A 19,651-nucleotide genomic window follows, 5' to 3' on the forward strand; every position below is an offset into this window, starting at 1 on the left:
GCAATCGGTAACAAAATCCCGTCCAAAAAAATAACGCTCTGCGCCAGCCCAGTAAAACCGGGGCTTCCAGCGCAGTCAGTTTTTCGACGACTGTTAGACGATGTCTGTAACCCTCCGTAACACCTCCGACTTTTGGCACTACATAACCGTAAAAAAAGCGCTGGTTTTTATGGTTACCACTACATTTTTCCCAAACAGCGCAGATAGACGCATCCTGCAACTGACAGGCGGCACCGGACGCCGCTACAATTACCGACTTTGTCGCAACGCCTGGAGCTCAACCTTCCGTGCCTGTTCTGCGTCTACCGCTTCTCCCTGCCGCGGCAGGTAAACAGCACTGGGGCAACCTCCCCGGTGCCGCCCTGAGCCTGGCAATTGCCGAGGCTGCCAGCGCTGCCAAGCGCTTCACGCTGCTTTTGACCGCCGACAGCCAGAGTGCCGAACGGCTGGAACAGGAGCTGAGCTTCTTCGCCCCGGATTTGCCAGTGCTGCATTTCCCGGACTGGGAAACCCTGCCCTACGACCTGTTCTCGCCACACCAGGACATCATCTCCCAGCGCATTGCCAGCCTTTATAGACTGCCTGAACTGGAACATGGCGTGCTGGTGGTGCCGATCACCACCGCCCTGCATCGTCTGGCGCCGACCAAATTCCTGCTCGGCAGCAGTCTGGTGCTGGATGTCGGGCAGAAGCTCGATGTCGAGCAAATGCGCTCGCGCCTGGAAGCCAGCGGCTATCGCTACGTCGACACAGTTTACGAACACGGCGAGTTCACGGTGCGTGGCGCGTTGATCGACCTGTTCCCGATGGGCAGCAAACTGCCGTATCGCATCGATCTGTTCGACGATGAAATCGAAACCCTGCGCACCTTCGATCCGGAAACCCAGCGTTCCATCGACAAGGTCGATTCGGTCAAGCTGCTGCCGGCCAAGGAATTCCCGCTGCAGAAAGAAGCGGTCACTCGCTTCAAGGCACGCTTTCGCGAGCGTTTCGACGTCGACTTCCGTCGCTGCCCGATCTTTCAGGACCTGAGCAGCGGCATCACGCCGGCCGGCATCGAGTACTACCTGCCGCTGTTCTTCGAAGAAACCTCGACCCTGTTCGATTACTTGCCGCAGGACACTCAAGTGTTCTCGCTGCCAGGCATCGAGCAAGCGGCGGAAAATTTCTGGAACGACGTACGCAATCGTTATGAAGAGCGCCGCGTCGACCCATCGCGTCCTTTACTGCCGCCGGCCGAACTTTTCCTGCCGGTGGAAGACTGTTTCGCCCGCCTGAAGAACTGGCCGCGCGTGGTCGCCAGTCAGCAGGATGTGGAAACCGGTGCCGGCCGGGAGCGCTTCCCGGCGCAGGCATTGCCGAATCTGGCGATCGAAGCCAAGGCCACGCAACCTCTGGCCGCGCTTTCGGCATTCCTCGACGAATTCCCGGGGCGCGTGCTGTTTACCGCCGAATCCGCAGGCCGTCGCGAAGTGTTGCTGGAGTTGCTGGATCGCCTGAAGCTGCGCCCGAAAACCGTCGACAGCTGGCCGGACTTCGTTGCAAGCAAGGATCGCCTGGCGATCACCATCGCCCCGCTCGACGAAGGCTTGATGCTGGATGACCCGGCGTTGGCACTGGTCGCGGAAAGCCCGCTGTTCGGCCAACGGGTGATGCAGCGTCGTCGCCGCGAAAAACGCGCCGACGCCAACAACGATGCGGTGATCAAGAACCTCACCGAGCTGCGCGAAGGCGCGCCGGTGGTGCACATCGACCACGGTGTCGGTCGCTATCTCGGCCTGACGATTCTGGAAATCGACAATCAGGCTGCCGAATTCCTGACCCTCGAATACGCCGAGAACGCCAAGCTCTATGTGCCGGTGGCCAACCTGCATCTGATCGCCCGTTACACCGGTAGCGACGATGCGCTGGCCCCGCTGCACCGCCTCGGCTCCGAGACCTGGCAGAAAGCCAAGCGCAAGGCCGCCGAGCAAGTGCGTGACGTCGCTGCCGAATTGCTTGACATCTATGCCCGCCGCGCCGCCCGCGAAGGTTATGCCTTTGCCGACCCGAAGGCCGATTACGCGACTTTCAGCGCCGGCTTCCCGTTCGAGGAGACTCCGGACCAGCAATCCACCATCGAAGCCGTGCGTGAAGACATGCTTGCGCCGAAACCGATGGATCGCCTGGTCTGCGGCGACGTCGGTTTCGGCAAGACCGAAGTGGCCATGCGCGCCGCGTTCATCGCTGTACACGGCGGCAAACAAGTGGCGATCCTGGTGCCGACCACCCTGCTCGCCCAGCAGCATTACAACAGCTTCCGCGACCGCTTCGCCGACTGGCCGGTGACCGTGGAAGTGATGAGCCGCTTCAAGTCGGCCAAGGAAGTGAACGCTGCGGTGGCCGAGCTGGCCGAAGGCAATATCGACATCGTCATCGGCACCCACAAGTTGCTGCAGGACGACGTCAAAATCAAAAACCTCGGGCTGGTGATCATCGACGAAGAGCACCGCTTCGGTGTCCGTCAGAAGGAACAGCTCAAGGCCCTGCGCAGCGAAGTCGACATTCTTACGCTGACGGCCACGCCGATTCCGCGCACGCTGAACATGGCAGTGTCGGGCATGCGCGACCTGTCGATCATCGCCACGCCGCCGGCGCGACGCCTGTCGGTGCGCACGTTCGTCATGGAGCAGAACAAGAGCACAGTCAAAGAGGCTTTGCTGCGTGAGCTGCTGCGTGGCGGCCAGGTTTACTACCTGCACAACGACGTGAAGACCATCGAGAAGTGCGCCGCCGAACTCGCCGAACTGGTGCCGGAAGCGCGGATCGGCATCGGCCACGGGCAGATGCGCGAACGCGAACTCGAACAGGTGATGAGCGACTTCTACCACAAGCGCTTCAACGTGCTGATCGCCTCGACCATCATCGAGACCGGCATCGACGTGCCGAGCGCCAACACCATCATCATCGAGCGTGCCGACAAGTTCGGCCTGGCGCAGTTGCACCAGTTGCGCGGTCGTGTTGGTCGTAGTCACCACCAGGCTTACGCCTACCTGCTGACCCCGCCACGCCAGCAAATTACCGGTGATGCGGAAAAACGTCTGGAGGCGATTGCCAATACTCAGGATCTGGGTGCCGGCTTCGTACTGGCCACCAACGATCTGGAAATCCGTGGCGCCGGCGAATTGCTAGGCGACGGTCAGAGCGGGCAGATTCAGGCTGTCGGCTTCACGCTGTACATGGAAATGCTTGAGCGCGCAGTGAAGTCGATCCGCAAGGGCGAGCAGCCGAACCTCGATCAACCGCTCGGCGGCGGCCCGGAGGTCAACCTGCGGGTGCCGGCGCTGATTCCGGAAGATTATCTGCCGGATGTTCACGCGCGCCTGATCCTGTACAAGCGCATCGCTTCGGCCACCGACGAGGAAGGCCTGAAGGATCTGCAAGTCGAGATGATCGATCGCTTCGGTCTGCTGCCGGAGCCGACCAAGAATCTGATGCGCATCACGGCGCTGAAATTGCAGGCCGAGCAGCTGGGCATCAAGAAAGTCGATGGCGGCCCGCAAGGTGGGCGCATCGAGTTCGCGGCGCAGACGCCGGTCGACCCGATGACCCTGATCAAACTGATCCAGAGCCAGCCAAAACGCTACAAATTCGAAGGCGCCACCGTGTTCAAGTTCCAGGTGCCGATGGAGCGCCCGGAAGAGCGCTTTAATACTGTGGAGGCGCTGTTCGAGCGCCTCATCCCGAAAACTGCTTGAAGGACGCCGCATGCGCCTGTTTCGCTCATTGACCTTGCTACTGACACTTGTAGCACCGACGGCGTTTGCCGATGACCTGTATCAGGTCGAAATGATTCTGGTACGTCAGAACGCCGTGCCGGCGATAGTCAGCCGCGCCGCACCGGAAGACTGGGCAGCCGGCGCCCAACGCTTAGGCGATGACAGCAAACGCACCCCGGCATTGAACGATGTTGTGAGCAAACTCAACGCCAGCGGCGAGTACAGCGTGCTGATGCACAAAGCCTGGCAGCAGACGCTGGGCGAGACTCCAGCCAAGGTCGCAGTCAGCGAAGGTCAGGAGCAGTTCGGCCAATTCCCTATCGAAGGCACCATAGAAATGAAGCTCGGGCGCTTTACCGACGTGAACGCCGACTTCTGGGTCAACCAGATCGACGCCAACGGCATGGTCACCGCCAGCGAGCGCCTGAAACAGAACAGCCACACCAAGAACGGCCAACTCAACTACCTCGACAACGGCCACCTGGCCCTGCTGATCAAGATCACTTCACTGACGGCACCCGCGCCTCGGGAAGCGCCTGAAGTCGTTCCGGACTGATCGAAGTCCTTATGCCCCCGCCCCTGAGTAAACCGCTGGCCTCCTCCTGGGTCAGCCGATTCAAGGAACAGAGCCTGGAGCGTGGCCGCCGCTACGCGCTGGAAAACCGGGTGCGATTCGTGCAGGTCGGCGACGCGACCATCACCGCCCGTTGCGAAGGCTCTGGCGGTAACGTCTATCGTCAGACGATTCACCTGCGTGAGTCGGCCAAAGGCACCCTGCTGATGGTCGACGCGACCTGCACCTGCCCGGTACACAGCAACTGCAAACATTGCGCGGCGGTGTTGCTGCAAGTGCAGGAAACCCTCGAATACCCAGCCGCCGCCAAAGACGCCGAACTGCTGGAAAAACTCCAGGCCGTGCTGGAAAACCGCAGCCCGAAGGCACCGCCGCAAGTGCTGGTGGATAACGTGCAACCGGTGCCACGCCTGTGGCTGGCGAGTGTCGAGTTCAGCGCGTTCGAACCACGCAACGGCAAGATGCAGCGCTACATCCAGCATCGCGCAGCGCTGTCCTTCAGTTACCTCGACGAATACGTCAGCGGCCAGAAGAACAGCGACATCCTGATTCGCCAGGAAGCCCAGACCCTGCGGGTGAAACGCCATCCGGACATTGAACAAAGCTACCGCGAGCAGCTGCGAATCCTCGGCTTTCGCATCGCCACCCGGCAGAGCAAGGCTCTGCCGGAAAGCGCCGGCGAACTTTATGAGATGGTCAACGACAGCGCCTGGCTGACGTTCACTCTCAATGATCTGCCGAAGCTGCGCACCCAGGGCTGGGAGCTGTTGGTCGACGATGAGTTCGGCTTCGACCTGACCGCCGTCGACGACTGGTACGCCACCGTCGAGCAGGCGCCGGAGCGGGACTGGTTCGATCTGGAGCTGGGAATCATCGTCAACGGTGAGCGCCTGAGCCTGCTGCCGATCCTGCTCAACCTGATGCGCTCGCATACGGAAATCCTCAATCCGGAACGTCTCGCCCGCCGTCGCGATGATGAGCTGATTCTGGTGAACATCCCGCAACGCAACAGCGAGCATGGACCGCTGCAAGTCGCCCTGCCCCTCGGCCGGCTTAAGCCGGTGCTGGCGACCCTTGGCGAGTTCTATTTGCAGGAGCCGGGCGAAACCACCCTGCGCCTGAGCAAGGCCGACGCCACGCGCCTGAATTCGCTGGAAGGCATTCCGCTGCTGTGGGAGGGTGGCGAGCAGATTCGCAGCTTCGCCCAGCGCTTGCGTGACATCCGCGGTTACAGCGCCAAGCCACCCAAGGGGCTGAATGCGACACTGCGTCCTTATCAGCTCGAAGGCTTGAGCTGGATGCAGTCGCTGCGGCAACTGGAAGTCGGCGGGATTCTCGCGGATGACATGGGACTGGGCAAAACCCTACAGACTCTGGCGCACATTCTCAGCGAGAAGAACGCCGGGCGCCTGGATCGGCCGTGCATGGTGGCGATGCCTACCAGCCTGATTCCCAACTGGCTGGACGAAGCGGCGCACTTCACGCCGCAACTCAAGGTTGTCGCCCTGTACGGTGCCAGCCGTAAAAAGCATTTCGAGCATCTGGCCGAATACGACCTGATCCTCACGACCTATGCATTGCTTCCCAAGGATGTCGAACGTCTGGCGCAACAGCCGCTGCATGTACTGGTGCTGGATGAAGCGCAGTACATCAAGAACCCGAACAGCAAAGCCGCGCAGGCAGCCCGAGAATTGAACGCTCGTCAGCGCCTGTGCCTGAGCGGGACGCCGCTGGAAAATCACCTGGGCGAACTGTGGTCGCTGTTTCACTTTCTGCTGCCTGGCTGGCTCGGCGACGTCAAAAGCTTCAACGCCGATTACCGCGTGCCGATCGAAAAGCGCGCGAGCGAAGTCAGACTTCAGCACCTCAACGGTCGGATCAAACCGTTCCTGTTGCGCCGCACCAAGGAACAGGTCGCGACCGAGTTGCCGCCAAAAACCGAGATCATCCATTGGGTCGAGCTCAACGAGGCTCAGCGCGACGTGTACGAAACCATGCGTCTGGCCATGGACAAGAAGGTGCGCGACGAGATCACCCGCAAAGGCGTGGCGCGCAGTCAGATCATCATTCTGGAAGCACTGCTCAAACTCCGGCAGGTCTGCTGCGATTTGCGCCTGGTCAACGACGCCACCCTGCCCGCTCGCGGCAGCACCTCGGGCAAGCTCGACAGCCTGATGGAGATGCTTGAGGAATTGTTTGAGGAAGGCCGGCGGATTCTGCTGTTTTCGCAGTTCACTTCGATGCTGTCACTGATTGAGGACGAGCTGAAAAAACGCAATATCTCCTATGCGCTGCTGACGGGACAGACCCGGGATCGGCGCACACCAGTGAAGGAATTCCAGAGCGGCAAGCGTCAGATCTTTCTCATCAGCCTGAAGGCTGGCGGTGTGGGTCTGAACCTGACGGAAGCGGACACGGTGATTCATTACGATCCGTGGTGGAACCCGGCGACCGAGAATCAGGCAACTGACCGCGCGTATCGCATTGGCCAGGAGAAACCGGTTTTCGTCTACAAGATGATTGCCCGAGGCACGGTCGAGGAGAAAATTCAGCATCTGCAGCGGGAAAAATCCGACTTGGCGGCTGGCGTGCTGGACGGGCGAAAGGCCGGGGACTGGAAGTTGCAGAGTGATGATATCGAGGCGCTGTTTGCGCCGTTGCCGGACAAGTTCGACAAGCGCTGAGATCCATGTCGGCTTGCAGATCGATTCGCGGGCAAGCCCGCTCCCACAGAGATAGCGCTCAACCTGTGGGAGCGGGCTTGCCCGCAAATGACTCGACTCGGTTTTGAGCCCGAATCAGCCCTTGAGCACCCGCGCCAACGTCGACTTCACCTTGCCCATGCCGTCGTGCAACGCCTGTTCGATTTCAGCCATGGTAATCACTTCAGTGGTCTTGCCCGCTGCCGGATTCACCACCAGCGACAAGCAGGCGTAATCCAGATCCAGTTCGCGAGCCAGCGCCGCTTCCGGCATGCCGGTCATGCCGACGATGTCGCAGCCGTCACGCTCCAGTCGTACGATCTCGGCCACGGTTTCCAGACGCGGGCCCTGAGTGCAAGCGTAAACGCCTTGATCGCTGTACTCGCAACCTTCGGCAGCCAATGCAGCAATCAGTTGCTGACGCAGCGGTTCGCTGTAGGGAAAGCTGAAGTCGATGTGTGTGACATGTTCCAGGTCATCGGCGAAATAGGTGTGCTCACGACCACTGGTGTAGTCCACGATCTGATGCGGTACGCAGAAATGTCCGGTGCCCATTGCAGGATGAATCCCGCCCACGGCATTGACCGCGATGATCGCCTCGGCCCCGGCCTGCTTCAACGCCCACAGGTTGGCGCGGTAATTGACTTTGTGTGGTGGAAAGCGATGCGGATGGCCGTGGCGAGCGAGGAACAGCACTTCCTTGCCGGCGTATTCACCAATCTGAACCTCGGCCGATGGCGCACCATAAGGCGTATCCACCGCCAGCGACTGACGAATGCTCAGGCCTTCCAGCTGGGTCAGGCCAGTGCCGCCGATGATTGCGTAAACCGTCATAGCGAAAAAATCCTTAATCGATCAGTTGAGCGTCTTTGAGCGCGCCGACAGCGGTCAGCCAGCGCGGATCCTGACGGTATTCGGTGCTGGCGAACGCCTGACCGCGCATGCGCGCGATACGCGGCGACGGCTTGACCTTCATGCGCTGCGCGGCGCTAAGGGCCAGCTCGGCGGCCGCGCGGTCATTGCAAACCAGACCCATGTCGCAACCGGCACTCAGCGCCGCCTCGATACGACTGGCAGCATCGCCGACCACATGCGCGCCAGCCATCGACAGATCATCGCTAAAGATCACGCCGTCGAACTGCAACTCGCCACGCAGGATGTCCTGCAACCAGCGCCGGGAGAATCCGGCGGGCTGTGCGTCGACTTGCGGATAAATAACGTGGGCCGGCATGACGGCGGCCAAATGCTTGCTGAGCCTGGCGAACGGCACGAGGTCGTTGGCGCGGATCTCTTCAAGACTGCGCTCGTCGTTGGGGATTGCGACGTGGGAATCGGCTTCCGCCCAGCCATGGCCAGGAAAATGCTTACCGGTGGCGGCCATGCCGGCGCTGTTCATGCCTTTTATAAACGCACCGGCGAGCAGCGCGGCGCGCTCCGGATCGCCTTCGAATGAACGGGTACCGACGACGGCACTGCGCTGGTAATCCAGATCCAGCACCGGCGCGAAGCTCAAGTCGAGGCCAACGGCCAGAACCTCAGTAGCCATGATCCAGCCGCATTGCTCGGCCAGGTATTCGGCATTTGGATTGTCAGCGATGGCGCGCATGGCCGGCAGGCGTACGAAGCCCTGACGCAGACGTTGGACGCGGCCGCCTTCCTGATCCACCGCCAATAGCAAGTCCGGACGAATGGCACGGATTGCGGCGCTCAGCTCGCGCACCTGGCGCGGATGCTCGATATTGCGGGCAAAAATGATCAAGCCGCCCACTTCGGGCTGGCGCAACAATTGGCGATCTTCGGCCGTCAGCCAGGTACCGGCGACGTCCACCATCAACGAGCCTTGCAGGCCAGCAGTCATAGAAATTCCTTGAAAACGAAAAACCCGTCTCCCACAAAATCACCGCCAGAGGCATGGCCCGGCGGATCGGTGATTTCAATGAGAAACGGGTTCAGGACGAGAGTCGACATGGGCGGCTAGCTTAGCGGATGTCAGCTGCCGCGCCCACCCATGGACGATTAAACCTTGGCAGGTGTCGGCGCAGACTTGCTGCGTGGTCGCAACTGCGCGGTAGCCATTGCAGTGTCAGTGACGCCGGTTTCGGCACGCATGCCGGCTGCCAGGAACGGCACCATCAGACGCATCACCTGCTCGATGGAAGTGTTGACACCGAAATCGGTCTCGGCAATCGCGCGCAAGGCCTTGATCCCCGACATGCTGAATGCTGCGGCACCGAGCATGAAGTGCACGCGCCAGAACAGTTCGATCGGAGGAATACGCGGGGCAGCTTCGTTTACCAGCAACATGTAGCGACGGAAAACCTTTCCGTACATGTCTTCCAGATACCGACGCAAGTGGCCTTGACTCTGACTGAATGCAAGCCCCAGCAAACGCATGAAAATCGACAGATCGTTGCCGCTGCGTGGCTGTACCACCAGTGCTTGCTCGACGAGGATTTCCAGCAGCTCTTCGAGCGAAGGCTTGTTCTCTGGCTTGGCCTGGCGGCGTTCCAGCTCTTTGTCGAGGCTGATGCAGAACGGACCGAGGAAGCGCGAGAAAACCGCCTGAATCAGCGCCTTCTTCGACCCAAAGTGATAGTTCACCGCAGCGAGGTTGACCCCTGCCTTGCTGGTGATCAGACGCAATGAGGTTTCAGCGAAACCTTTTTCCGCGAACAGCTGTTCTGCAGCATCAAGAATGCGTTCAACGGTTTCCGACTGGGCCATGGCTACTCCGCCTGACAAACACTTGTTTGAAACATACGTTTCAGCCTATGCCTTGTCAAGCCTGCCAGTTCGTTTTGGGAATGGTCGGTCAGATATTTAACCACAACAAGGACGCCACATTAATCAGCGTCGTCACTGACCGTCCGGCGGCATGGCAAAAAAGGATCATTGCCAAGCCCGCTTCACTGTATATAATCCCAGTCACTGTATAAAAAGACAGAGCGATCAATATGCTTAAGCTGACGCCACGCCAAGCCGAGATTCTGGCCTTTATCAAACGCTGCCTCGAAGACAACGGCTACCCGCCGACCCGCGCGGAAATCGCTCAGGAACTGGGTTTCAAATCGCCGAACGCGGCAGAAGAGCACCTCAAGGCGCTCGCCCGCAAAGGCGCGATCGAGATGACACCAGGCGCCTCTCGCGGTATTCGCATCCCCGGCTTCGAAGCCAAGGTCGACGAATCCACCCTGCCGATCATCGGCCGAGTGGCTGCCGGTGCCCCGATTCTTGCCCAGCAACACATCGAAGAATCCTGCAACATCAATCCGGCCTTCTTTCATCCACGCGCCGACTATCTGTTGCGCGTCCATGGCATGAGCATGAAGGACATCGGCATTTTCGACGGTGACCTGCTGGCGGTTCACGCCACCCGCGAGGCACGCAACGGTCAGATCGTGGTTGCACGGATCGGCGACGAAGTCACCGTCAAACGCTTCAAGCGTGACGGCAGCAAAGTCTGGCTGATTGCCGAAAACCCCGAGTTTGCCCCTATCGAAGTCAACCTGAAAGACCAGGAACTGGTCATCGAAGGCTTGAGTGTCGGCGTCATCCGCCGCTAAAGGAGGCTTTATGCAGTTCCCACACGCACCTCAGCAAACACAACTGCCGTTGTTCGAAGCTTTTCTGGCGCAACCGCTCGCCCCCATCCTCAAGGATGTCGTCGAACGTCCGTGGAATACCGAACCCGAAGCGTTCAGCGAGCTTTCACTGCGCGGCGCGGCCGGGAACTGCCTGAGCCTGCTGGCCCCGATTCTTCGCGAACTGAGCGACGATCAGGACGCACGCTGGCTGACCCTGATTGCACCGCCTGCCAGCCTGACCCAGACTTGGCTGCGGGATGCCGGATTGAATCGCGAACGCATCCTGCTGTTACAACCCCGTGGCGCTCAAAGCGCTCAGCAGCTGGCCTGTGAAGCATTACGCCTGGGTCGCAGCCACACGGTCGTCACATGGTTGAATCCACTGAGCGCAGGCGCACGGCAACAGTTGATCAGCGCCGCCCGCACCGGTGACGCTCAAAGCCTGAATATTCGCTTGGGGTGATTCAGCAACAACGCGCGCCACGTAAAGCGCAGGGCTTCTCCAAGGATAGAGAAGCCGATCTGTAGCAGTAACTGACAGACAGCAGATCAGTGAAGAACGCGCGGTCCCTCATCCTTGTCGAATTCGCCTTCAACCATACGCCCCGCCATTTGCACACCGACGCTCAACATCGCCTTGGCAATTTCAACGTGCTGGCCCTGCAGAAACGCCTTGGCATCCTCGGAGAAATCCAGAGTCACCAGAGAACCCTCGTCCTCAGCCCTGCGCAGTTCGATTCGGCCGTCTGGTAGCTCGACAATTTCTAGAAAGGACGTTGGCATATAGGTCTGTTCTCCACGAAAGGCAGGGATTATATAGACATCATTCAGGCTTCGCTCGGGATCTTGACCAGCAGCACGCCTCTCGTCGCCGCCAGTCCAGAGCCCCTCAGCACTCGTTCAAGCCTTCACGGAAACGGATCGCCAGCCCCTTGAGGTTCTGCCGCCAGCTCTCGAGCTCTTCGCGGCTCAGCTCTTCAACTGCCTCTTCCTCATCCAGATTCACCGCCTGAATCAACGGCTGCGTCACATCACCTTTCGGTTTATGTGGAACTCGAGGTGGCTGAAACAGCGCCGAGTGCGCAGCCAGCAATTTAGCCAGCCAGGTCTCTGAATTGCTTGCCAGCTCAATCATCTCTGCCAGCTCAGGGATGGCAATCGACTCCAGCACTTCGCGGGTCAACAAGGCTTCCGCCCGCGACGAATTGGCTTGCGGCAGACGATAGAAGCCCGCGATTTCATGACACAACCCCAACAATGCACCATAGAGATGAAACAGTGCGGACTCGCGCCCGGCCTGAATCAGCGCCAGCGAATTCATCGCCCGCCCCTCTTCGGCCCTGGTCAGCGCTTCCAGCGACAAACCCGCGAAATAGATCTTCTGATTGGTACGGGTATAGAGTTCGTGGGCCATGTCGGCACTCTCCACAACGAAATAATTGCTTCACACAGGCCGGACAGTGTCATGGATCAGCCGATCCGACCGCAAGCATTAAACAAAAAGGCCGCATGAAAACCCGAAGGTTGTCATGCGGCCTTTTGAATTGAAGATGCCCGATCAGCGCACCTTCAGTTCAGCGTTTGCTCAAGCCTTGGCTTTTGCCGGACGCTTGTCTTCGACCGTCCACTTGCCACCATCGAAGAACGCTTTCCAGCCTGTTGGCTTGCCGTCGACTTCGGTCTGAACGTATTGTTCCTTGGTCTTGCGGCTGTAGCGGATCACGGCTGGCAAGCCATCCGGATCCTTCTGCGGCGCTTCGCACAGGAAGTGGTACTTCGGATCGATTTCGTCCTTGTGCGGCAGAATCTCGATCACCAGCGGAGCACGGGTCTCGCGGTTTTTCGGGAACTGGCTGGCCGCCAGGAACAGGCCGGACGCACCGTCGCGCAGAATGTAGGTGTCATTGACCTTCTCGCATTTCAGCTCGGGCATCTTCACCGGATCCATCTTCGGCGGCGCCGCATCACCGCTTTTCAGCAGTTTCCGGGTGTTCTTGCACGTCGGGTTGGTACAACCGAAGAACTTGCCGAAACGGCCGGTCTTGAGCTGCATCTCGCTGCCGCACTTGTCGCATTCCAGGCTCGGGCCTTCGTAGCCCTTGATGCGATAGCTGCCTTCTTCGATTTCGTAGCCGGCGCAATCCGGGTTGTTACCGCAGATGTGCAGCTTGCGTTTCTCGTCGAGCAGGTAGGCGTCCATTGCTGTACTGCAGATCGGGCAACGATGCTTGCCGCGCAGTACCAGGGATTCCGACTCACCCTCGTCATCCGCAGCGATTTCATCGCCCGGCACCAGGTTGACGGTGGCCTTGCAGCGCTCTTTCGGCGGCAGGCTGTAACCCGAGCAGCCGAGGAACACGCCAGTCGACGCAGTACGAATCTGCATCGGACGGCCGCAGGTGGTGCACGGAATATCGGTCATCACCGGCTGGTTGGCACGCATGCCGGCTTCCGGATTCTCCGCCACTTCAAGTTTTTTCTTGAAGTCGCCGTAGAACTCGTCCAGCACGTTCTTCCAATCGCGCTCGCCCTGCGCCACGTCATCGAGGTTCTCTTCCATGCCGGCGGTGAAACCGTAGTCCATGAGGTTCGAGAAGCTTTCAGACAGACGCTCGGTAACGATATCGCCCATCTTTTCCGAATAGAAACGACGGTTGTGCAGGGTCACATAGCCGCGATCCTGAATGGTCGAGATGATCGCTGCGTAAGTCGAAGGACGACCGATGCCGCGCTTTTCCATTTCCTTCACCAGGCTGGCTTCCGAATAACGGGCCGGCGGCTTGGTGAAGTGCTGGGACGGATCGAGCTTGATCAGCTTCATCACGTCGCCCTGCGCCATGTCCGGCAGAACGTCATCGTCACCAGGCTTGGTGATTTGCGGCAGCACGCGGGTGTAACCATCGAACTTTAGAATGCGGCCCTTGGCGCGCAGCTCGAAGTCGCCGGCAGCGACGCTGACGGTGGTCGACAGGTATTGCGCCGGCAGCATCTGGCAAGCCAGGAACTGGCGCCAGATCAGCTCGTAAAGGCGCTCAGCGTCGCGCTCCATGCCGGCCAGCTTGGCTGGCGTGGTGTTGGCGTCAGATGGACGAATCGCTTCGTGAGCCTCTTGTGCGCCTTCCTTGCTGCTATAGACGTTCGGCGACTCCGGCAGGTATTTTTTGCCGAACTCGGTTTCGATGTAATCGCGCGCCATCGCCACGGCATCGGCCGAGAGGTTGGTCGAGTCGGTACGCATATAGGTGATGTAGCCGGCTTCGTAGAGACGCTGGGCCATCATCATGGTTTTCTTCACACCGAAGCCCAGTCGATTGCTCGCGGCCTGCTGCAGTGTGGAAGTAATGAACGGTGCCGACGGCTTGCTGCTGGTCGGTTTGTCTTCACGCTTGACGATGCTGTAGCTAGAGGACTTGAGCTTCTCCAGCGCGGCCGTCGCCTGCGCTTCGTTCAACGGCTTGAAGGCTTCGCCTTTCTCGCGAGCGACTTCGAAACGCACGGTCGAACCTTTGGCAGTGCCAAGGTCGGCATGCACTTCCCAGTACTCTTCCGGGTTGAACGCGCGGATCTCACGCTCACGCTCGACCACCAGTTTCACGGCAACCGATTGCACGCGACCGGCGGACAGGCCACGGGCGATCTTCGCCCACAACAGCGGCGAGACCATGTAGCCGACGACGCGGTCGAGGAAGCGACGAGCCTGCTGTGCATTCACTCGATCGATGTCGAGTTCGCCCGGCTCCGAGAAGGCTTCCTGAATCGCCTTCTTGGTGATTTCGTTGAACACCACACGCTTGTAGCGGCTGTCATCACCACCGATGGCTTCGCGCAGGTGCCAGGCAATGGCTTCCCCCTCGCGATCCAAGTCGGTTGCGAGATAGATGGTGTCAGCATCCTTGGCGAGCCGGCGCAGCTCTTCGATGACTTTTTCCTTGCCCGGGAGGATCTCGTACTTGGCTTTCCAGCCGTGCTCGGGATCGACGCCCATGCGCGAGACCAGCTGCTTGCGTGCCTTCTCTTTCGGCGACAGCGCTGGCGCTTCGCCCGCAGCAGCCTTGCCGCGCTTGGCGGCTGGCTCCTTGCTGGCGCTAGCCGAACCGCTGGTGGGCAGGTCTCGGATATGGCCGATACTCGACTTCACCACGTATTGGTTGCCCAGATACTTGTTGATGGTCTTGGCCTTAGCCGGGGATTCCACAATGACCAGCGATTTGCCCATGGATCAGAAAATTCCTGAATTCTAGAAGTGAAAGGCGGTTGGCGCCTGACGCGGCACCGCTATATATAGTGGCTACAAGGTGAGGTCAAGCGCAGGGTTTTGCGCGCACTCGCCTTACGGCTTCGAAAAAAGGCTCGGTTCGGCTTGCACCAAAGCAAAGCGTGGGACCTGCTCCCCGTCAACCTCGACCGACTCCAGGAACATGCTCAAGGGACGTACCCAGAAGCCGTAATCGCCATACAGGGCTTGGTAAAAGACCACTTCTTCTTCGGTCTCGGAATGCCGCGCGACACTGAATACGCGGTACTGCGGACCTTTGTAATGTTGGTAGAGCCCAGGTTGTATCGGCATGCTTCGGCCCTCACTCAAATTTTTTCAAAATAAAAACAAAAATAAATCCGCAAAAACAAAAACCGGGGCACTTGGCCCCGGCTTCCATCGACGAGACGCTTAAACGCGTTCGAAGACGGTGGAAATGCCCTGGCCGAGGCCAATGCACATGGTGGACACCCCGAAGGTGCCGCCATTCTGCTTCATCACATTCAGCAAGGTGCCGGAAATACGGGCACCGGAGCAACCGAACGGATGACCCAGGGCGATCGCGCCGCCGTGCAGGTTAACCTTCTCATTCATCTTGTCGAGCACTTTCAGGTCTTTCAGCACTGGCAGGGCCTGTGCGGCGAACGCTTCGTTGAGCTCGAAGAAGTCGATATCGTTGATACCCAGGCCCGCACGTTTCAGTGCTTTCTGAGTTGCCGGTACCGGACCATAACCCATGATGGCCGGGTCGACACCAGCTACCGCCATCGAACGAATCACCGCCATAGGCTGGATGCCCAGGTCCTGTGCACGCTGCGCCGACATCACGATCATGCACGAAGCACCATCGGTGATCTGCGATGAAGTACCAGCAGTCACGGTGCCGCCCTTTGGATTGAACGCCGGCTTGAGAGCCGCCAGACTTTCCAGGGTGGTTTCCGGACGAATGGTTTCGTCGTAGTCGAAGGTTTTCAGGAAACCGTTCTCGTCGTAACCCTGCATCGGGATGATTTCGTCCTTGAACTTGCCTTCCACAGTCGCCTTGTGGGCCAACTGATGGGAACGCACGCCAAAGGCGTCCTGCTGTTCGCGAGTGATGCCGTGCATTTTGCCCAGCATTTCGGCGGTCAGGCCCATCATGCCCGAGGCTTTCGCCGCGTACAGGGACATGTGCGGGTTCGGATCGACACCGTGCATCATGCTCACGTGACCCATATGCTCGACGCCGCCAACCACGAAAACGTCACCGTTGCCGGTCATGATCGCTTGCGCAGCGGTGTGCAGGGCGCTCATCGACGACCCACACAGACGGCTGACGGTCTGGCCGGCCGAAGTGTGCGGGATCTGGGTCATCAGCGACGCCATGCGCGCGATGTTCCAGCCCTGCTCCAGGGTCTGGTTCACACAGCCCCAGATCACGTCCTCGACTTCTGCAGGATCGACCTTGGTGTTGCGTTCCAGCAGTTTGCTGATCAGGTGCGCCGACATGTCTTCGGCGCGGGTGTTGCGGTGCATGCCGCCCTTGGAGCGGCCCATCGGAGTACGACCGAAGTCGACAATCACGACGTCTCTAGGATTCAAGCTCATAAGTTCACTCTCACTCTAGTTGGGGGCGCTTAACCGAAGAAGCTCTGGCCGTTCTTGGCCATTTCGCGCAGCTTCGCGGTCGGGTGGTACAGCGCGCCCAAATCAGCGTACTGGTCGGCCAGGGCAACGAACTCGGCAACACCGATCGAGTCGATGTAGCGCAGCGCACCGCCACGGAATGGAGGGAAACCAATACCGTAAACCAGACCCATGTCGGCTTCGGCGGCGGTTTCGACGATGCCGTCTTCCAGGCAACGCACGGTTTCCAGGCACAGCGGGATCATCATCCAGTTGATGATGTCTTCGTCAGTGACTTCGCGCTGCTCGTAGATGATCGGCTTGAGCACTTCCAGCACCGACGGATCGGCGACTTTCTTCTGCTTGCCTTTCTTGTCGGCCTCGTAGGCATAGAAGCCCTTGCCGTTCTTCTGGCCCAGACGCTTGGCTTCGTAAAGCACGTCGATGGCCGAACGACGGTCATCCTTCATGCGATCCGGGAAGCCTTCGGCCATCACGTCACGACCATGGTGACCGGTGTCGATGCCGACCACGTCCATCAGGTACGCCGGGCCCATCGGCCAGCCGAATTTTTCCATGATCTTGTCGATACGGACGAAGTCCACACCGGCGCTGACCAGCTTGGCGAAACCACCAAAGTACGGGAACAGTACGCGGTTGACCAGGAAGCCCGGGCAGTCGTTGACGACGATCGGGTTCTTGCCCATTTTCTTGGCGTAGGCAACGGTGGTGGCAATCGCCTGCTCGCTGGACTTCTCGCCGCGGATCACTTCCACCAGCGGCATCATGTGCACCGGGTTGAAGAAGTGCATGCCGACGAAGTTTTCCGGACGCTTGAGCGCCTTGGCCAGCAGGCTGATGGAAATGGTCGAGGTGTTGGACGCGAGGATGGTGTCCTCTTTGACCTTCTCTTCGACTTCCGCCAGAACGGCTTGCTTGACCTTCGGATTCTCGACCACGGCTTCAACAACCAGGTCGACGTGCCCAAAATCGCCGTAGGACAGGGTCGGACGAATGCCGTTGAGCACTTCAGCCATTTTCGCGGCGGTCATGCGGCCTTTATCAACGCGGCCAACCAGCAGCTTGGCGGCTTCAGCCAGACCTTGCTCGATGCCGTGCTCGTTGATGTCCTTCATCAGGATCGGCGTACCTTTGGAAGCCGACTGATAGGCGATACCTCCACCCATGATGCCGGCGCCCAGTACGGCAGCCTGCTTCACGTCCTTGGCGATTTCGTCGTAGGCCTTGGCCTTTTTCTTCAGCTCCTGATCGTTCAGGAACAGACCGATCAAACTCTGCGCGGCAGAGGTCTTGGCCAGTTTCACGAAACCTGCAGCTTCGACTTCCAGCGCCTTGTCACGGCCGAAATTCGCGGCTTTCTGGATGGTCTTGATCGCTTCAACCGGGGCCGGGTAGTTCGGACCCGCCTGGCCAGCCACGAAACCTTTGGCAGTTTCGAAGGCCATCATTTGTTCAATGGCGTTCAGCTTGAGCTTTTCCAGCTTAGGCTGGCGCTTGGCCTTAAAGTCGAACTCGCCGGAGACGGCGCGCTTGATCAGCTCAAGGGCGGCATCGTGCAGTTTTTCAGGAGCAACCACGGCATCGACGGCGCCGACCTTCAGCGCGTCCTCAGGACGGTTTTCCTTGCCGGCGGCAATCCACTCGATGGCGTTGTCGGCACCGATCAGGCGCGGCAGACGAACGGTACCACCGAAGCCCGGGTAGATGCCCAGCTTGACTTCCGGCAGACCGATCTTGGCCTTGGTCGACATGACGCGGTAGTCCGCTGCCAGGCACATTTCCAGACCGCCACCCAGGGCGATGCCGTTGATCGCGGCCACGGTCGGAACGTTGAGGTCTTCGAAATCGCTGAAGATCTTGTTGGCTTCGAGATTGCCAGCAACCAGCTCGGCATCCGGCAGCTTGAAGTTGTCGACAAATTCGGTGATGTCGGCGCCGACGATGAACACGTCCTTGCCACTGCTGACGATCACGCCCTTGATCGAAGCATCTGCCTTGATGGTGTCTACGGCCTGACGCAGTTCGTTCAGGGTAAGACGGTTGAACTTGTTGACGGACTCACCCTTGAGGTCGAATTTCAATTCGACGATGCCACTTTCAAGAGCTTTAACCGTGATGGCTTTACCTTCGTAAATCATCAACTGATCTCCACGATATGGAAGCTGAACAGTACACGTCGGACGCAGGCAAATGGCTCGGCAGGACGTTTTTTCGTCGATGCTGACACCCATCCACCCGGCACACCCGCCAACGCGATAGTCGGGATTCTGTAGGAGCAGTCTGCAATACAAACGCTCAATTCATACGCCCGTTTGATTTGGGTACGCCACCTTCACGGAATTTCCGACAATTGTCAATCGCCCAAAATACGGGTTGAAATGCGACTTTACGGTCATTTCTGTAGGACGCAGCCCGGCCACACACGCTCGCATGTGAGGGCATTCATAAGATTAATAGTTAGAAAATTCGCCCTAATTCACCGCAAGCCTTGTTTAACAGGCTACGCTGGCTGGACTACGAAGGAAAACGGGCGCACGTTTGCTGACCGGATCACACCGGATCAACGCCAAAAAGAATTTCCGGCCTGCCTGGCCAACCCCGCCCGATGAATCATGTCGGGCTTTTTATTGCGCGTCTGCCAGACGTTTCGCACCGTTGCAGCGCGAAAAGTCCGAGAGTCATGCCAGCGCTTTGAGCGTTGCATCGATTTCCAGCAAAACCGACGCGTCACCCTTCTCGCCCCAATAGAGCGCAATCATCTGCTTGTCGGCTTCGACCTTGAAAACGTTGCCCGGCAATTTTTCGAAATGATTCATCAGCAGCGGATCTTCACAGACTTCCTGCCACTGATTGACCCACACGCCCGGAGATTTCTGCCAATAGGTCCAGCACACCGGCTGCTTGCCGCGCCGTGGCCGATGGTATTGCGCACACGGGTTTGGCGGCTCCTGGCTCAGCCAATGTGGCCACTCCTGCGGCGCCAGTTGCATGGCCAGCCCGATACGTCGGGCCTCCGTGCGCAAGGCTATCCGTCCACTTTGTGCACGGGACGGACGCAACCACGCCAGCGGACTCAACACCACCAGCAGGATTGACACCACCAGCCAGACCGTCATATCTCTACTCCCGAATTTGAACGAGCCCATTGCGTC

Annotated in this window: 15 protein-coding genes; 5 read left to right on the forward strand and 10 right to left on the reverse strand. The window is 59.3% G+C overall.

From position 1 onward, the window contains the following. The first annotated feature begins 287 nt into the window (after positions 1-287). The 3 genes from mfd to AC1MDC_RS23925 are packed head-to-tail and all read left to right on the forward strand — an operon-like array spanning position 288 to position 7,016. Positions 288-3,737 carry a transcription-repair coupling factor gene (gene mfd, locus AC1MDC_RS23915; protein ID WP_085700502.1) on the forward strand — a complete coding sequence of 1,150 codons (3,450 nt, stop codon included), beginning with the start codon at positions 288-290 and terminating at the stop codon, positions 3,735-3,737. Between the two features lie 10 nt (positions 3,738-3,747). Next, positions 3,748-4,314: a CsiV family protein gene (locus AC1MDC_RS23920; protein WP_085700503.1), complete on the forward strand. Its 567-nt coding sequence runs from the start codon at positions 3,748-3,750 to the stop codon at positions 4,312-4,314. An 11-nt stretch (positions 4,315-4,325) separates the two neighbouring features. Further along, positions 4,326-7,016, forward strand: a complete 2,691-nt coding sequence (locus tag AC1MDC_RS23925; protein WP_480393808.1) for an SNF2-related protein — start codon at positions 4,326-4,328, stop codon at positions 7,014-7,016. A gap of 114 nt (positions 7,017-7,130) precedes the next feature. Here AC1MDC_RS23925 and AC1MDC_RS23930 read toward each other — a convergent pair whose 3' ends face one another. From AC1MDC_RS23930 to AC1MDC_RS23940, 3 genes are all read right to left on the reverse strand, one after another. Beyond that, positions 7,131-7,868 (reverse strand): S-methyl-5'-thioinosine phosphorylase, encoded by a 738-nt coding sequence (locus AC1MDC_RS23930; protein WP_007953033.1) that lies wholly within the window; start codon positions 7,866-7,868, stop codon positions 7,131-7,133. Between the two features lie 13 nt (positions 7,869-7,881). Beyond that, positions 7,882-8,892, reverse strand: coding sequence for a beta-N-acetylhexosaminidase (gene nagZ, locus AC1MDC_RS23935; protein WP_227233066.1), 1,011 nt, complete (start codon positions 8,890-8,892; stop codon positions 7,882-7,884). Positions 8,893-9,050: 158 nt separating this feature from the next. Next, on the reverse strand, positions 9,051-9,758 hold the full coding sequence (locus AC1MDC_RS23940) for a TetR/AcrR family transcriptional regulator (RefSeq protein WP_085686822.1): 708 nt from the start codon (positions 9,756-9,758) through the stop codon (positions 9,051-9,053). A gap of 230 nt (positions 9,759-9,988) precedes the next feature. On the opposite strand from AC1MDC_RS23940, the gene lexA reads away from it, so the two are divergent. Both lexA and sulA read left to right on the forward strand, forming a co-directional pair. Then, positions 9,989-10,597: a transcriptional repressor LexA gene (lexA, locus tag AC1MDC_RS23945; protein ID WP_480393809.1), complete on the forward strand. Its 609-nt coding sequence runs from the start codon at positions 9,989-9,991 to the stop codon at positions 10,595-10,597. Between the two features lie 10 nt (positions 10,598-10,607). Further along, positions 10,608-11,081, forward strand: a complete 474-nt coding sequence (gene sulA / locus AC1MDC_RS23950) for an SOS-induced cell division inhibitor SulA (protein ID WP_480393810.1) — start codon at positions 10,608-10,610, stop codon at positions 11,079-11,081. Between the two features lie 86 nt (positions 11,082-11,167). Here the strand turns inward: sulA and AC1MDC_RS23955 are convergent, their stop codons facing one another. The 7 genes from AC1MDC_RS23955 to AC1MDC_RS23985 form a co-directional block, all read right to left on the reverse strand. Next, complete coding sequence (locus AC1MDC_RS23955) at positions 11,168-11,401, reverse strand: hypothetical protein (protein WP_007953047.1); 234 nt, start codon at positions 11,399-11,401, stop codon at positions 11,168-11,170. Positions 11,402-11,507: 106 nt separating this feature from the next. After that, the gene (locus AC1MDC_RS23960; RefSeq protein WP_480393811.1) at positions 11,508-12,032 is read right to left on the reverse strand and encodes a DUF6586 family protein; all 525 of its coding nucleotides are present in this window, start codon (positions 12,030-12,032) and stop codon (positions 11,508-11,510) included. Between the two features lie 171 nt (positions 12,033-12,203). Further along, positions 12,204-14,834: a type I DNA topoisomerase gene (gene topA, locus AC1MDC_RS23965; RefSeq protein ID WP_007953057.1), complete on the reverse strand. Its 2,631-nt coding sequence runs from the start codon at positions 14,832-14,834 to the stop codon at positions 12,204-12,206. 114 nt (positions 14,835-14,948) lie between these two features. Further along, entirely contained in the window at positions 14,949-15,185 is a 237-nt protein-coding gene (locus AC1MDC_RS23970) for a DUF1653 domain-containing protein (RefSeq protein ID WP_007953059.1), read from the reverse strand. A 99-nt stretch (positions 15,186-15,284) separates the two neighbouring features. Then, complete coding sequence (gene fadA / locus AC1MDC_RS23975; protein WP_085700510.1) at positions 15,285-16,460, reverse strand: acetyl-CoA C-acyltransferase FadA; 1,176 nt, start codon at positions 16,458-16,460, stop codon at positions 15,285-15,287. Between the two features lie 29 nt (positions 16,461-16,489). Next, complete coding sequence (gene fadB, locus AC1MDC_RS23980) at positions 16,490-18,637, reverse strand: fatty acid oxidation complex subunit alpha FadB (protein WP_085700511.1); 2,148 nt, start codon at positions 18,635-18,637, stop codon at positions 16,490-16,492. Positions 18,638-19,177: 540 nt separating this feature from the next. Continuing rightward, positions 19,178-19,615 (reverse strand): hypothetical protein, encoded by a 438-nt coding sequence (locus AC1MDC_RS23985; protein ID WP_085700512.1) that lies wholly within the window; start codon positions 19,613-19,615, stop codon positions 19,178-19,180. Positions 19,616-19,651 lie beyond the last annotated feature (36 nt).

The organism is Pseudomonas sp. 1 (assembly GCF_056626735.1).

Excerpts from the sequence above, each read along its gene's own strand:
- AC1MDC_RS23920 (WP_085700503.1), top strand. The coding sequence starts at position 3,748 with ATGCGCCTGTTTCGCTCATTGACCTTGCTACTGACACTTGTAGCACCG.
- AC1MDC_RS23925 (WP_480393808.1), top strand. The coding sequence starts at position 4,326 with ATGCCCCCGCCCCTGAGTAAACCGCTGGCCTCCTCCTGGGTCAGCCGA.
- AC1MDC_RS23930 (WP_007953033.1), bottom strand. The coding sequence starts at position 7,868 with ATGACGGTTTACGCAATCATCGGCGGCACTGGCCTGACCCAGCTGGAA.
- nagZ (WP_227233066.1), bottom strand. The coding sequence starts at position 8,892 with ATGACTGCTGGCCTGCAAGGCTCGTTGATGGTGGACGTCGCCGGTACC.
- AC1MDC_RS23940 (WP_085686822.1), bottom strand. The coding sequence starts at position 9,758 with ATGGCCCAGTCGGAAACCGTTGAACGCATTCTTGATGCTGCAGAACAG.
- lexA (WP_480393809.1), top strand. The coding sequence starts at position 9,989 with ATGCTTAAGCTGACGCCACGCCAAGCCGAGATTCTGGCCTTTATCAAA.
- sulA (WP_480393810.1), top strand. The coding sequence starts at position 10,608 with ATGCAGTTCCCACACGCACCTCAGCAAACACAACTGCCGTTGTTCGAA.
- AC1MDC_RS23955 (WP_007953047.1), bottom strand. The coding sequence starts at position 11,401 with ATGCCAACGTCCTTTCTAGAAATTGTCGAGCTACCAGACGGCCGAATC.
- AC1MDC_RS23960 (WP_480393811.1), bottom strand. The coding sequence starts at position 12,032 with ATGGCCCACGAACTCTATACCCGTACCAATCAGAAGATCTATTTCGCG.
- topA (WP_007953057.1), bottom strand. The coding sequence starts at position 14,834 with ATGGGCAAATCGCTGGTCATTGTGGAATCCCCGGCTAAGGCCAAGACC.
- AC1MDC_RS23970 (WP_007953059.1), bottom strand. The coding sequence starts at position 15,185 with ATGCCGATACAACCTGGGCTCTACCAACATTACAAAGGTCCGCAGTAC.
- fadA (WP_085700510.1), bottom strand. The coding sequence starts at position 16,460 with ATGAGCTTGAATCCTAGAGACGTCGTGATTGTCGACTTCGGTCGTACT.
- fadB (WP_085700511.1), bottom strand. The coding sequence starts at position 18,637 with ATGATTTACGAAGGTAAAGCCATCACGGTTAAAGCTCTTGAAAGTGGC.
- AC1MDC_RS23985 (WP_085700512.1), bottom strand. The coding sequence starts at position 19,615 with ATGACGGTCTGGCTGGTGGTGTCAATCCTGCTGGTGGTGTTGAGTCCG.